Below are 15,432 nucleotides of genomic sequence, written 5' to 3' on the forward strand. Positions count from 1 at the left end.
AATGAGCAACAACGCTGTGAAGGTCTGGGAAGAAAGTATCATCATCCCGACCTACGGGGTCGGCCGTCCCGACAGGAACCCCATGTTCTTCGAAAAACGGGTATACCAGGGCTCCAGCGGGGCGGTATATCCCAATCCGGTGATCGAAAAAATCCTCGATAACAAGGAGGACGTGAGCTGGAAGGCGGTATTCCTGGAAAACAGGTACCTGAAGATCATGATACTCCCGGAACTGGGCGGGCGTGTGCAGATGGCGTTCGACAAGATCGGCAACAGGCATTTCATTTATTATAACCAGGTCATCAAACCGGCACTGGTAGGGCTCTGCGGACCGTGGATCTCCGGCGGCATCGAATTCAACTGGCCCCAGCATCACCGGCCCAGCACTTACGAAGCGGTGGACCATTCCATAGAAACGAATGCAGACGGCAGCGTGACCGTTTGGGTGAACGAGATCGAAAAAATGTTCCGGACCAAAGGCATGGCCGGTTTCACGTTGCATCCGGACAAGGCGTACCTCGAGATCAAAGGCAGATTATACAACCGCACGCCCCTGCCCCAGACCTTCCTCTGGTGGGCGAACCCCGCCGTGAAAGTGAACGATCATTACCAATCCGTTTTTCCGCCGGATGTGCATGCGGTATTCGATCACGGCAAGCGCGACGTATCTTCCTTCCCCATCGCCACCGGCACGTACTACAAAGTGGATTATGCACCGGGAACGGATATTTCGAGATATAAGAACATTCCCGTCCCTACTTCTTACATGGCGATCCGCTCGGATTACGATTTTGTGGGGGGATACGAGCACGATACGGAAGCCGGCGTGCTGCACGTGGCCAATCACCACATTTCGCCCGGCAAAAAACAGTGGACCTGGGGGCATAGCGATTTCGGGGTGGCGTGGGACAAAAACCTCACCGATGAAGACGGGCCGTACATCGAGCTGATGACCGGTGTTTATACCGATAACCAGCCCGATTTCAGCTGGCTGATGCCTTATGAAGAGAAATCCTTCACCCAGTATTTCCTTCCATACCGGCAACTGGGCCTTATCCAGAACGCCAGTAAAGACCTCCTCCTCCACAGCTCCCTGGACAAAGGCGCGCTCCTCGTGAAAGTGTTCGCCACCGGCGCGGAAACGCTGCAATCGCTGGAAGTAAAACTGAACGGCGAAAGCATCTTTAAAGACATATTCAACGTGTCGCCGGAACAGGTGTTCGAACAGCGGGTGCCCCTGCCCGCGGGAACCCCGGAATCCGCCATCGAAACGCTCATCCGCGGAACGGACGGGAACGTTCGGCTGCGGTACCAGGCTTCCGCAAAAACGGAAACCGAGATCCCCGCGCCCGCACAAGCCGCCAAATCGCCCGCAGACACCGAAAACAACGAACAGCTTTTCCTCACGGGGCTCCATCTCGAACAATACCGCCACGCCACGTATTCGCCCGTGGATTATTACACCGAGGCGCTGCGCCGCGACCCGAAAGACGTGCGCTGCAACAATGCGCTCGGCGCCTGGTACCTCCGCCGCGGACGATTCTCCAAAGCGGAGCCATTTCTCCGCAAAGCCGTGGAAACCCTCACCCAGCGCAATCCCAACCCTTACGACGGCGAGCCGCTCTACAACCTGGGGCTGTGCCTGCAAATGCAGGGCCGCCACGACGAAGCTTACGAACAGTACCACAAAGCGGTTTGGAACAGCGCCTGGCAAGACAGCGGATATTTTGCCCTGGCGCAGCTCAGCATCGCGCGCGGCGCGTATGAAACTGCGCTGGAGCAGATCGATTGGTCGATCGACAGGAACGGGCGCAACAACAAAGCCCGCGTGCTGAAAGCGGCGGTCCTCCGCAAAATGGGACGGTACGACGAAGCGCTGGCCGTATGCACCGAAGGCCTCCGCCGCGATCTTTTCAATCTCGGCCTGTACCTCGAACAGCTACTCTCTTTCCATACAACAGGCAAACCCCGCGAAGCGGAAACCGCCAAAAACACTTTGCAGCGCCTGGCCCGGGGCCATGCGCCCAATTACCTCGAAAATGCCCTCGACATGATGGCCGCAGGGCTTTTCGAAGAAGCCATCGCCTGGTTGGGCCTCCTGCCGGATGACGCCTCGCCGCTGAAATTTTATTACCTGGCCTGGAGCCACCACCGCTCCGGCGATGCACAATCGGCCACGGCAGCCCTTCAACAAGCCGCGGCGGCGGATCCCTACCTTTGCTTCCCGAACCGGATGGAAGACGTGAACATCCTGCAGTTCGCCATCGCGCAAAACCCCGCAGACGGGAAAGCACCGTATTACCTCGGGAGCCTGTGGTACGATAAAAAACAATACGACGAAGCGATCGCGATGTGGCAGGAATCCATCCGGAGAGACGATTCCTTCCCCACCGTTCACCGCAACCTCGGCATCGCGCTGTACAACAAGCGCAACGACGCCGCCGGCGCGCTGCAACATTTCGAAAAAGCATTTTCGCTGGATACGGAAGATGCGCGCGTGCTCATGGAGCTCGACCAGCTGCATAAACGATTGGGTTCCCCGGCCCGGGAGCGGCTCAGCCGCCTGGAACGCTACCCCGCGGCGGTGCAGTGGCGCGACGATCTTTACCTCGAACATGCCGCGCTGTACAATTTCCTCGGCGAGCATGAAACCGCCCTGCAACGTATCCTCCAAAGGAAATTCCATCCCTGGGAAGGCGGCGAAGGTAAAGTGAGCGGCCAATACGTCTACGCCCTCACTGCGCTGGCCCGTAAAGACCTGGCTAACGGCATGCCCGAGGCCGCGGTGGAAAAGCTCCGCAGCGCGCAGCAGTGGCCCGATTCCCTGGGAGAAGGCAAACTGTTCGGCATCCGCGAAAACGATATTCACTATTGGATGGGCAAAGCCCTCGAAGCCATGGGCAAAAGCGCAGAGGCCGTCCAATATTTCACGCGGGCCACGGAAGGCACCTCCGAGCCAACGGCCGCCATGTACTACAACGACGCGCCGCCCGAGAAGATCTTCTACCAGGGCCTGGCATGGGCCGCCCTTGGCCGGAAAGACAATGCAGACGCCATTTTCAGCAAACTGCTCGATTATGGTACCTTGCACGCGGAAGATGAAGTGCGCATCGAATATTTCGCGGTATCGCTGCCCGACCTGCTCATTTTCGAAGACGATCTCACCGAAAGAAACCGCCTGCATTGCGTATTTCTGAAAGGACTGGGCTATCTTGGCCTCGGCGACACCAATGCCGCGTCGGCCGCTTTCCATGAAGTACTGGGGAAAGACATGCACTTCGCCGCCAAAGCACATTTGTCCATCATCCAGGAAACAACGAAGTCTGCTTCCGCAAAAACCAACGCAAACCATGCATAGACTTATTTTCATATCGTTTTTCATTCTGCTTTCCATAACGGCTGCGGCACAAAACCTTTCGCTGGCGGGCACCTGGCAGTTTGCCACCGATTCGCTGGACAAAGGGATTTCCGAAGGCTGGCAAAACAAAACATTCCCGCAAACGCTCCGCCTCCCCGGCACGCTCGACGATGCCGGCGTGGGCGCGAAGCCTTCGCTGTCGGCCGATTCCCTCACCCGCAGCGTATTGCTCATGCTGTCGAGGAAGCACCGCTACATCGGCCCGGCCTGGTATGCGCGGGAGATCGTCGTTCCCCAAAACTGGAAAGGGAACGAGGTATCGCTTTTCCTGGAGCGCGTGCTCTGGACCACCCACGTCTGGATCGACGGCAAGGAAATCGGTTCGCGGGAACTGCTCAGCACGCCGCACCGGTACGACCTCGGCAAATCGCTCACGCCCGGCAAACACCGCATCGTGGTCCGGGTCGATAACCGCCGCCAGTACGACATGAGCTCCAACAATATGGCGCACGCCTATACAGACGGCACGCAGATCATGTGGAACGGGCTCCTGGGCAAACTGGAACTGCAATCCCGGCCCGCGGCGCACATCACCAACGTGCAAACCTGGCCCGACCTGCAACACCGCATACTTCGCATCACTATAAACATCATGAACGCAGGCCCCGTTTCGTCCGGGACCCTGCTTTTACAAACTGCACGCCTGAAGAAAGTGGTGCCGGTACAGCTGAAAGAAGGGGAAAACAAAGTGGAAGCGGAATTGGCGGTGCCGGAGGGATTTGCGGAGTGGGACGAGTTCAAACCCGTGCTGCACACGCTTTCCGCCGAACTGAAAACGCCCGTTTCTACACACCGCCAGCAGCTTCGTTTCGGCTGGCGCGAAATCACCAACAAGAACGCGCAATTGCAGATCAACGGCAAGCGCATGTTCCTCCGCGGCACGCTGGAATGCGCCATTTTCCCGCTCACCGGTCACCCGCCGATGGACCGTAAAGGTTGGGCGAAAGTGTTTTCTTCCGCCAAAGCTTACGGCCTCAACCATTTGCGCTTCCATTCGTGGTGTCCTCCGGAAGCGGCTTTCGCCGTGGCGGACTCGATGGGCTTCTATCTGCAGGTGGAGCTTCCGTTCTGGAACAACAACGCCGGGAAAGATACCGCCATGAACCGCTGGCTGGCGCTGGAAGCGGAACATATCAGCCGCGAGTACGGCCACCATCCGTCGTTCGCGTTCTGGAGCATGGGCAATGAGCTGGAAGGGAATTTCGACTGGCTGGAAACGATGGTGGCGCAGCTGAAGAAAGCCGATCCCCGTCACCTCTATACCACCACCAGCTTCACGTTCCAGAAAGATCACGGCGGCTGGCCCGAACCCGGCGACGAGTTCTTCATCACCCAATGGACGAAAAAAGGATGGGTGCGCGGACAAGGCATCTTCAACACTATCGCCCCATCTTTCAACAACGACTATACCAAAGAAACGGAAGGCCTTCCCGTGCCGATCATCACGCATGAGATCGGGCAATATTCCGTGTTCCCGAATATGGAGGAGATCAAAAAGTACACCGGCGTCCTCGACCCGCTGAACTTCAAGGCCATCCGGAACGATCTGCAAAGAAAAGGTTTGTTGCACCTCGCGCCCGGTTTCCTCCGATCGAGCGGGAAATTCGCCGCGCTGTTATATAAGGAAGAGATCGAACGGGCGATGAAGACGAAGTACTTCAGCGGTTTCCAGCTGCTGGACCTGCACGATTTCCCCGGCCAGGGCACCGCCCTCATCGGCATCCTCGACGCATTCTGGGACAGTAAGGGCCTGGTAACGCCCGCGGAGCACCGGATGTACTGTCAACCTGCGGTACCGCTCCTCCGGTTCGAAAAAGCCAGCTACCGGAACGGGGAAACCTTCTCCGCGGCTGCCGAAGCGGCCAATTTCAGCGGCGGCATCCTCCACAACGTTACGCCCGAATGGACCGTTTCCGGGAAAGACGGGAAAGTGCTGTTCCGCGGAAAGCTCCGCCAGCAGAACATCCCCGAAGGAACGGGGCAGCAATTGGGTGCATTCAGCTTCCCCCTGGCAGGGATCGCCAAAGCCACGGCGCTGACCATCGAACTGCGGATCGGTGAAAGGCACAACCGCTGGAACATCTGGGTGTATCCCGAAAAACAAACCGACGAATTCGCCGGTGTGCACTATACCCGTTCTGCCAACGAGGCCATGGAATTGCTAAATCAAGGCAAAAAAGTGCTCCTCAACCCCGATACCGCGAACATCCGCGGCGTGGCGGGCCGCTTTGCACCGGTGTTCTGGAGCCCGGTCCATTTCCCCGACCAGCCCGGCACCATGGGCGTGCTCTGCGACCCGAAGCACCCTGCCCTGGCGGATTTCCCGACGGAAGCCTGGTCCGACTGGCAGTGGTGGCACATCATCACCGCCTCCAAAACCATGGTGCTCGACGAGCTACCGCCCATCGACCCGGTGGTGCGCGTAATCGACAACTTCTTCAAAAACCGTAAAATGGCGAATGTGATCGAAGCGAAGGTAGGCAGCGGCAAACTGATGCTCGTGTCCGCCAACCTCACCAACGACCCCGGTGCGCAGCAGCTCAAACGCAGTTTGATGGCTTATATGCACGGGGGGCGCTTCCAACCGAAAACTACCCTGACGGTTGAACAGGTGCAATCGTTATTGAAATAGGCACACGTCTTTTTTTACATATGGCTCATGAAACGTACCGACGGTAACTTTTTACCGTCGGTACCTGGGCCCAATCCCACCCACCCCAATTCATATCACTTCACCAACCATAAACTGGTCATCCGCCACACTGCCACGAGTAGGAGCAGCACGTAAACCCAACTTACAGCCTGTTTATACCTGCGCGCCACGAAAAATCCGACCATCAATAATGGCGAAAGCGTGCCATAAACAAACCACAATAAAACGACGGAACCCTCGTCAAGCTGCTTCAATTCCGGCTCCCATTCATATTTATAAGGGGAAATGACAAGTGTTAGGAAAAACAAAAAACCGGCTGCGACGATCAAAAAAATATGCGTTGCGACTTTCATGACGGATAGCGTATAAATGATTGGAGTAGTATAATTACACATTAAATTCTGCCTGCGCAAAAAAAAGCCACCGCGAAGGTGGCTTTCGATCCATTCCGACAAGTTGTAAAACCAGGAGCACGTTCTTCCCTGGCCCTATGCCCTGTCTGCCGATTGGCCTGAGCCGCCAGACCGGCTTGCTATTGTCTGCTCTTTCAACGTTTGTCCCTTAAGGTTTATCTGCCCGGATGGCCTCTTCGATCACGTGCCCGATGTTGCCGCTCGGCACCTGGATGTTGAGGAGGGCGGCTACCGTGGGCGCGATGTCTGTCATACCCATCGTCCGGAAGCTGCGGCCGCCGCTGTTGATTCCCCAGCCCATCCATACCAGCGGGATGTGGGCGTCGTACGGGTACCAGAGGCCGTGCGTGGCGCCTTTGCGGCTGCCGTTCTTGACGCCGGAATGCATGATGATGACGATATCGCCGCCGCGTTTGCGGTTATAACCGTTTTGCAGCATCGTTTGCAGCGGCTCGTGCAGGCCAGCGGTACCGATTTCCGGGAGCCATACGGCATCGGCGATCTCCGGCACTTCGCGGAGGCGGCGGATGATGAAGTCCGACACGGCTTTCATGTCTGCGTTCTTAGCCGCGAAGGCTGGCCGGTCGAGGTACAACTGATCGGCCGCCGTAGCCATGATGGCGTTTTTCACACCGTATTTTTTTTCCAGTTCGGTATTGAGCGATGCGATAACGCCTTTTGCGTCCAGCGTCCCCGTGGGCAGGCGATGTTCTTCGAGATAGCCGGGGGAATGGGACACGCCATGATCGGCCGTGATGAAATACAGCCAGTTCCCTTTGCCGAAACGGCCGTCGAGATATCCGAAGAAATCGGCGAGGTCTTTATCGAGCCGGAGGTACACATCTTCCGTTTCGATGGAATTGGGGCCGAATTGATGGCCCACCGCATCGGGCGAGGAAAAGCTCACGGCCAGGAAATCCGTCGCCTTGCCGCTTCCCAGCCCATACCCCTCGATCGCCGCTTTGGCGAATTCGAAAGTGAGCGTGTTACCGAAAGGCGTGGAACGGATGGAACCGCTTTCCATTCCCGTGAAACTGTGCGGAAAAACCGGCGCCTGCTCGTGTTTGAAAGTGTTTTCGTAGTCTTTGTCGTCCGCTTCGCTGAGATGGTAGGTGGAAACAGGATAGAGTGTTTCCCATCCTTTCGCCAGCAACGCCTGCGGACGCCTGGCCGCGTTGTATTGCTTCGCCCAGCCCGGCAGTTCCTGCATGTAATATGTACTCGTGATCCAGTTGCCGGAACTGCCGTCATACCAGAAAGCCGCGTTGGCCGCGTGGCCTGCGGGAAGGATGGAGCCCCTGTCCTTCAGCGCCACGCCTACCACTTTGCTTTCATAGTTGGTGGCCATGCGCAGCTCGTCGGTCACGGTGGTGGTGAGCATGTTGCGGGGCGACATGCCGCCTTTGGTGGCCGAAATCCCGACCGGCATTACCGAGCTGTCTTCCGTGCAATAAACACCCCTGCCCTTTTCCCGGCTGAACCAGTCGTTGTCCACGATCCCATGCACGGCGGGCACGCTGCCGGTGTACACGGAAGTATGTCCGCAGGCGGTAACGGTGGGCGCGTAATTGATGTAGGTCTGTTCGCAGCGGAACCCTTCGCGCAGGAGCCTTTTAAACCCGCCTTCGCCGTAGCGTTCGGCATACCGGTACAGGAAATCCCAGCGCATCTGGTCTACCATCATTCCCACTACTATTTTCGGGCAGGCCGCTCGCCGCTGCTGCACCTGTGCCTGCGCGGTTTCGGTTAGCAGCAGCGCCATTGCCAATACGGGCATGGCCCGGCGGATAAAAGTCTGTATCATGGTTTCGTTGATTTCGGTTTATTCGATCACCTTCAGGTAGCGGGCCATCCAGTATGGCAGCAGGTATTCATCGCCCGCGAGCTCCGTTCTTCCGCCATTGCCGCCATCGAGGTTGAAAGCGTTGGCATTGTGACGGTGAAGCGGCTGTTCATCGAGCGGGATGAGCGTTTCGGTGGTTTGGCCGCGGAAATTTTCGGGAATAAAAGTCAAATCCTGCCGGTGAGAATTTTTGATCTTCCAGCTGATCATATCCATGGGGAAAGTGCGCAGCCACCAGATCGTCGCTTCCTCGTCGAAATCACCGATGAGGCCCTTGGTGATGAGGTTCCACACCGCGTTTTTCTCGGGCCGTTCTATTTCCCAATGGTTGCGGATAGCGCCGGCGTACTGGCGTTTCAGGTCGTCGTTGTACGCGTAGCGATATAGCACCCAGTAAGTCAGGAAAGCCATTTCATCGTCCGAATGGTTCCAGGGGCCGGTGCCCATATCGATGCCATCGTGGAAATACCCTTTGGTGGGCGCGATCTTCCGGTAATCGATCTGGATATTCTGAAGGTAATGATGTTTGTTGAGCAATTTCATCCCTTCGGTCTTGTATTTTTCCTTGCCTGTGAGCGCATAGGCCAGTTGCAGCCCGGCGATGATGGTAGTGCTGCCGAGACGGCGGTCGCCGATGGTTTCGGGGTACCAGTTGATGTATTCCGGGTTCCAGCGGCCCCAAAGGGTGGGCTTATTATCGATGTCTACGAGGTACCATTTGTTGTCGATGATATGGGTCATGATCTTGTCCATAAAATCGGCCACGCGCCGTTTCTCGTCGGCCGTTTCGGCGACCATTTCATTGAGTACCGCCGCGATCCAGATGTAGGCCACGAATTCGTCGGAGCTGGTGTGCCCTTTCCATTCCCATTCCGGGTCGGGGGAATCGCGCCAGCGCTCGGGATCGGAGTTTTTGTAGCCTTTCCGCTCGAACGTGCGGCTGGGGAAACCTTTGAGCTGGTTGATGGACAATATCCTTTCGAACGCCTCGAACGCTTCCCAGGCGAAGCGCTTGGCTTCGGGCTCGCGGGTGGTGGCGTACCGGAATGCCTGGCTGCCGAGGTAGAAGCTGCTCCACAGCCCGTCGTTGTCCGTATCGGCCATTTCGGCGGTGCGGACGTCGCCCGGGGTGAGGAGATGGATGTTGGCGATGAAACCGTAACGGATATGCCGGGTGCGGATTTTCCGCTGGAAGTAATCCGTTTTTTCGGCGAGCGACTGCCGCCTGAACGCGATCCTGTTGAGCCCGGAGGGAGTGAGGATCCAGATATTGCCGTCTTTATCGGCCGCCATATCTTTCACCTCATCCTGGTCCAGCCAGCGCCCGGAAGCAAAGTAACGGTATCCCCCCGATCCATTTTCCGTATAGGCGCCTTCGTTAGTACCGGCCCAGATTTTCCCGCCGGCAACCATCAGGCGGGCTACGGAAGGTACCGGCACTTTACGCTGCAGCGTCATGGCCGTATCGCCGTTCTCGCGGCGGATGGCGTAATATCCCGCAGGCGTTCCCAATAAAATATCGTTCCCGCGGAAAGCCACGGTGCGCACGTCTTTCCCGGTATGCAATCGTTGCAGTTCCCTGCCGGCCAAGCGGTACAGCGCTTTCGGCGTCAGTGCGTAAAAAATGCCGTCGTTCACGAACAGTTCGCGCACGCCTTCTTCGGGCGCGTCGAGCACTTGGATGTTTTTCCCTTCGGCCACGGCCAGTTTCCCTTTACCGGAAAGCAATGCGTTGCCGGCAGCGTTCACTACCGCGCGGTCGTAGGTACCGGCCGGGAACGTCACGTAGGGAACGCCGGCATAGCCGTTGGTAATGAGTTTATCGCCGAGCAGGTAATACAGATGCCCGTGGGTTTCCTGGGCGGTCACGTCTACCGGGATTTTATCGGCCAGCGGCCGGAAGCGCACGTCGCGCACCACGTCGTTTTCCGTGAAGTAATACAATCCCTCTTTGGCGAGAACGTGCACATTGTTATTGTAGTCCGTCACCAGTTTGAGGGGATGGATGCCTTTGGGCAGCGGGTATTTGCTGGATACAGCCTGCACGAAAGGCTCGTCTGGCCCGGAAGCCCATGCGGGTGCGGAAATTGCCAACAGGCAAAATAGGATTTTATGCATTTTGGTTGCTTTTTTTTATCGTTTGATGAGCCACACCTCGGCCACGCGGGAATGCTGTCGCCAGTTGAGGTGCTCTTCGTCGATGGCGTCCCAGGTCAATAAAAGACTGCCGGTTTGGGTCAGTTCCTGCGGCACGGGGAATTCCTTGATCTCCCCGATCCCTTTGCCATACACGGTCGCTTTCAATCGCTGGCCGTTGGCGCGCACGAGGCTTTCGCCGTACCCGGAAATCCGCACGATGTACTGTGCCGAAGGGTCGAGCCCGTCGTACCGCATCGCTGTGGGCCAGCGCATGCTCGTCATCCACGACAGCCGTTTGCGGCTCATCCCGCCGTCCCACCAGTCGAAGCCCGGGTTATCGCTCCGGCGCATGAGGGGGTCGGTGTTGAGGTCTTCTCCCCGCACCACGTGCCGGCTTTTTCCCACATGTCCGACATCGTCGTAAAAACTCCCCGGCCCGGGGTCCTCCCACCGGGCGATGGTGTCTATGGCCAGGCGCTGTTCCGCCGGGGGCAGTTGCCGGATGCGTTTGAATTCGTCTTCGAGCCACCAGCGGTTGTTGAGCGGGCGGTCCACGAAATCCAGCACAGCACCGCGTTCCGGCCCGGAAGCCTTGTATTTCTTTACGCTCGTTTGCAAAGCCACCGAGCGGAAAAGCGCCTCGCACAATTCCACGATCCTGTTCCGCCAGGCCGGCATCACGCAGGAATCGGCCCGGGAAAGTATACTTTCGGCTTCGCCCATCGCTTGCGGACCGGCCAGCAAAGCCTTGCAGGCCGCGGTTTCCAGTTCGCTTTCCCGGATCTGGCGAAGCCGGGTATATGCATCATAATATGCGCGGAGCAGCATCATCTGCCACCGCCAGTTGCCCCGGAGCGCGGGCGCCGCAGCTTCCAGGCGCTGCCAGTGGCTCAGCGTAGCGGCGATGCCGCCGTTCTCCACGATTGGGCCTACCCAGTTCCGTTCCAGCGCCAGGATGCCGTCTGCCGCCGCGTCGCGGACGTCCGACCCCCAGAAAAAGGAAGCGTACTGGCGGACGGTTTCGCGCGGATCGGCGTTCGCGTCCCAGCCCAGCTGGTTCCAGACCATTTTGTTCAGATCGTCGTGCGCCCCGTCGGAATAACCGATGAAGCCGTCGATGTAGGGCTCGATGGCGCGGTAAGCCATGGAATAGTAGTAAGGTTGCGGGTTCACGGGCTCGCGGCCCAGTGTGAACGCGAATGCGGGATCGAACCAGGCTACGGGAAAATCGGCCCGTACGGTATGTGTAATGTCCGGGTAATGACGCAGTTTGTATGGCGCCGGAATGGCCGAACGGGTATCTTCCGGCGAAGGGCTCCCCGGGCCTACGACCAGCCCTGCCAGCCAGCGGGGCTTTTTATCGCGGATGTAACCGTACACGAATTTGCACTGGGCCGGCCCGAAGCCTTGCAGCGACAGCCATATCATCGCTTCCGGATGGGATTTTTGCAGGGGAACGGACAGTTCTTCCAGCAGCGGGATTACCAGCTCCGGCGGATTGTTGCCGGGATCGCCCCCGGGAAAGAAAACCGCGTCGAGGCGGGGACTTTCACGGAAGAGCGTGTCGAACTGGCGAAGGAAGTAGTTGCGTTTGGAAGTGTCGTTCAAATCGAAAGTAGCCGGCGTCCACACCCAGAAGTCGGCGCCATAACGCTGGCAGATTTCCGACATCCGGCGCGTCATCTCCCGCGACGAAACGGTGAAATGCGGGGAAGCCGGCATGAAGGGAATGGCTTCGATGCTATTGGCACCGAAAATGATTTGCTCGCGGATATAGCGGTCGTATTGCGCCGGCGACCATCCGTCGTAAGAATTCGCGAGGTTGCGGTAACCGATCTGGTGCCCGCGGATGGCCTTTTGCGGCGCGGCTTCCACATCCACCGAAACCGGCATCGTCACTGATCCTTTCCGCATCTGCATCAACCGCAACAACCGTCCTGCCCCGTAAAGCAGACCTCTCTGCGGCGAGCCCGTGATCCGGAGCACCTTCCTTCCGTTCCGTTCGCCCGAATGAATAGCGAAAGCCTCCGCGGCCAGCGGCCTTTCTTCCATCACCACCGCATCTCCGGCAGCAGGTAAAGTAGCCACCAGCGGCCACCGCAGCCCCGTCCGGCGGAAAACTTCCTCCTGCAGAACGGTACCGGCAATGTGGCCGGGCTTGCAAACGATCGATACCTGCCTCCACAGTCCACCCGGCGTATTACGGATAGCCAGGCAGACGTGCGGAAACAGTAAGAGGGTCAAAAGGATTCGTCTCATGGTTTCTTTACATTCTTCAGCAAATTTTGGCGGCCGGGCTGCTTCGTCAGCTCGAAGGCGTCGTGCACTTCGCCGTCCACCGTATAGGCAGTGTAACGTATGGCTTTGTCATCCACGCGGATGATCTGGTAAAATTGTTCGTGCGATCCCGTAACCGCCATCCATGGCGCGGGATCGAGCTCGTACATCTTCGGCCCGCTCACTGAAACGGCGTACACGGGACCCTGGTTGCCATCGCGGCCACGGGCGTAGGTATGGTCGTGCCCGGTCAGCACGAGGTCTACCTTATACTTGTCCAGCAAGGGTTTGATGTATTCGCGGATGAACTTATTGTCGCGGGTCTTTTTCGTGGAAAGCACCGGGTGATGAAAAGTCACGATCGTCCATCGCTGCTTGTTTTCCTGCAGTACTTTTTCCAGCCAGTCGCGCTGCAAATGGAGGAGCCTTTCGTTGATCTCGATTTCCTGCGAATTGAGGGAAATGAACCTTGTGCCCTGCACATCGGTGTAGTAGCAGGTTTCCTCCAGTCCGGCGGGCCCGTTTTCCGGCAACGCGAACTGCGGCCGCCAGAACACGGATACCTGCCCGCTGTCTTTCGGGTAATGGTATTCGTGGTTCCCGGGCGACATCAGTCCTGGAACGGACGCATGGATGAAGCTTCCCGCTTCGAACCACTGCTGCCATTCGTCGTAATTGTTGCCGCGGTTGACGAGGTCGCCCGCATGGATGATGAGCCTGGCGTCCGGCGCGGCCGACCATGCCTTGCGGATCGCGCGGGACCACAGGGAACGGAGGTTGGTTTGCGCGTCTCCCAGGTAAATGAAAGAGAACGGCTGGCCGGGGAGGCCGGCTGTGCGGAACTGGAACCATTCGCTCCAGTCGTTGCCCTTCCCTACCCTGTACGCATATTCGGTGTTGGGCTGCAGGTCGTTGAACACGACGGAGTGGTACCGTGCGGCGATCGTATCGGAAATTACGCCGCTGGTGGCGGCCGGCACGCGGATGGCTTTGGCCGTGAACGCAGGATCGGGCGATGCCGGCGCGATCTCGGCGTAGCTGGAGTCGGTAGCGGCGCCCGTGCGCCAGTTCACGGCCGCGGAACGCGAGGGATCGGCGGTTACGTTCAGTACGATGTTGTCCGGCCGTGACTGCTGCGCCCGGGCCTGTGGTAAGAAAAAGCAGGTGGCGAGGAGCCACCTGCCTGCATAGTGTATGTTCATAGATAGTTTACTTGAGATACCACATAAGCGTGGTTTGTTTGTCTTGTCCGAACACAGCCACGGCACGGTTGTACGCGTCGAGATTGGTGCGGGTTTCGCTGTCGGGGTACATGTACCGTTTCGGCAGCGTTGTGGAGGAAGACAACGGGCCGAGCACGAATTTCGGGAATCCGGTGCGGCGATGGTCGAACCAGCCTTCGCTGCCTTTCAGGAACATGGCGATCCATTTCTGGTTGATGAGCTGTTCCAGTGTGCCGTTGTATTTCACGACCGGCTGATCGAAGTAATTGGCGGTTTCCGCTTCGTCGAGCACGCCGTAAAACAGCATATTGGCGCGGATGCCGTCGTAATACAGCGATTCGGCGGTTTTGCCCGGCACGGTGATCTTGCCGGCCTGTGCGGCTTCGGCGAGGATGAAGCATACTTCGGCGTATGTCATGAGCGAAGCGGGGATCATGGCGCCCTTATCGCCGTTGAACATGGGCGCGAGGCGGGAGATGTAATCGTAACCGCCGTTGTAGTCGTACGGTGCCTGGATGGCGTTGGGAACGCCCACGTAATCCCGTGTGTCTACAGTGCCATGGGTTTTCACTTTTTCGAACCAGGCTTCCAGTCGCGGATCGTTACGGGCGTAGAGCGCGTCGATGATTTCCTTGCTGGGCTTTCGTTTGTCGAATTCTTCGTAAGACGTGGCCATGGTGCCGCCGGGCCAGCTGTTGTCTTTCTGCGTGCCTGCATACTGTACTTCGGCATTATCGGCATTGGATTCGAAGATGGGATTTTTCGTTTTATCCGAAACGATGGCCTGCATTTCCGTGAAGGCGGCCGGGTAGTTTTTGGACATGCGCAGCAGGAGGCGGAGGCGGAGCGAATTGGCGAATTTGCGCCATTTCAGCGGATTGGCTTTATACAGCCCGTCCTGGCTTTTGTTGATCTCCCGTGTTTGCGCCGCCAGCTGATCGTTGGCCTCGCGGAGCTCTTTCACCAGGTCGGGGTAAATCGTTTCCTGGCGGTCGTATTCCGGGCGGATGTTGCCTTCCGATTTGGACAGCAGCGCCTTGGAATAGGGTACATCGCCGAAAAGATCGGTGGCATAGGCGAAGTTGAACGCGCGGATGATCCTTGCATAAGGGAGATATTCCGGCTGGCCGAAATGCTCGATCATCTCGAACAGGCTTTTGTTGTAAGACAGGCGGCTGTAGATACCGTCCCAGCTCTGCGGGCCCCAGTTGAACTTGTCGTTCCCCTCGTTGCGTACCATGGTGATGTACCGGCCGGCGGATGCGGGTTTGTCCATATACGCCTCCCGCTGGTAATCGGACGCGGTAGACAGGATGATGGACGACAGCAGGTATTCCGGATTGATGTACTCCGCGCCGTTCTTGTCTTCGTTGTATTTTTCGATGTCTTTCCCGCAGGCGCCGAGCATCAGCAGTGCGGCAAAAGCCAGGTATTTAAAACGTATGCGTTGCATAACCGTTGATTTG

Annotated in this window: 8 protein-coding genes; 2 read left to right on the forward strand and 6 right to left on the reverse strand. The window is 57.8% G+C overall.

All coding sequences use genetic code 11. From position 1 onward, the window contains the following. Position 1: 1 nt before the first annotated feature. Complete coding sequence (locus ACQKLP_RS16705) at positions 2–3,358, forward strand: DUF5107 domain-containing protein (RefSeq protein ID WP_427323928.1); 3,357 nt, start codon at positions 2–4, stop codon at positions 3,356–3,358. After that, positions 3,351–6,050, forward strand: coding sequence for a sugar-binding domain-containing protein (locus ACQKLP_RS16710; protein WP_427323929.1), 2,700 nt, complete (start codon positions 3,351–3,353; stop codon positions 6,048–6,050). The genes ACQKLP_RS16705 and ACQKLP_RS16710 overlap by 8 nt, the downstream gene beginning before the upstream one ends. 95 nt (positions 6,051–6,145) lie before the next feature. Here ACQKLP_RS16710 and ACQKLP_RS16715 read toward each other — a convergent pair whose 3' ends face one another. The 6 genes from ACQKLP_RS16715 to ACQKLP_RS16740 all read right to left on the reverse strand — a co-directional run bounded on the left by ACQKLP_RS16715 (position 6,146) and on the right by ACQKLP_RS16740 (position 15,419). Continuing rightward, positions 6,146–6,424, reverse strand: coding sequence for a hypothetical protein (locus tag ACQKLP_RS16715; protein ID WP_427323930.1), 279 nt, complete (start codon positions 6,422–6,424; stop codon positions 6,146–6,148). A gap of 208 nt (positions 6,425–6,632) precedes the next feature. Further along, positions 6,633–8,288, reverse strand: coding sequence for an alkaline phosphatase PafA (gene pafA / locus ACQKLP_RS16720; RefSeq protein WP_427323931.1), 1,656 nt, complete (start codon positions 8,286–8,288; stop codon positions 6,633–6,635). Between the two features lie 18 nt (positions 8,289–8,306). Continuing rightward, positions 8,307–10,445, reverse strand: coding sequence for a hypothetical protein (locus tag ACQKLP_RS16725; RefSeq protein ID WP_427323932.1), 2,139 nt, complete (start codon positions 10,443–10,445; stop codon positions 8,307–8,309). A gap of 15 nt (positions 10,446–10,460) precedes the next feature. Further along, positions 10,461–12,725 carry a hypothetical protein gene (locus ACQKLP_RS16730; protein WP_427323933.1) on the reverse strand — a complete coding sequence of 755 codons (2,265 nt, stop codon included), beginning with the start codon at positions 12,723–12,725 and terminating at the stop codon, positions 10,461–10,463. Further along, complete coding sequence (locus tag ACQKLP_RS16735; protein WP_427323934.1) at positions 12,722–13,945, reverse strand: metallophosphoesterase; 1,224 nt, start codon at positions 13,943–13,945, stop codon at positions 12,722–12,724. The genes ACQKLP_RS16730 and ACQKLP_RS16735 overlap by 4 nt, the downstream gene beginning before the upstream one ends. 7 nt (positions 13,946–13,952) lie before the next feature. Next, complete coding sequence (locus tag ACQKLP_RS16740; protein WP_427323936.1) at positions 13,953–15,419, reverse strand: SusD/RagB family nutrient-binding outer membrane lipoprotein; 1,467 nt, start codon at positions 15,417–15,419, stop codon at positions 13,953–13,955. Positions 15,420–15,432: the final 13 nt, after the last annotated feature.

Origin of the sequence: Chitinophaga sp. NPDC101104, from assembly GCF_050277495.1 — a bacterium.
Classification (GTDB): domain Bacteria; phylum Bacteroidota; class Bacteroidia; order Chitinophagales; family Chitinophagaceae; genus Chitinophaga.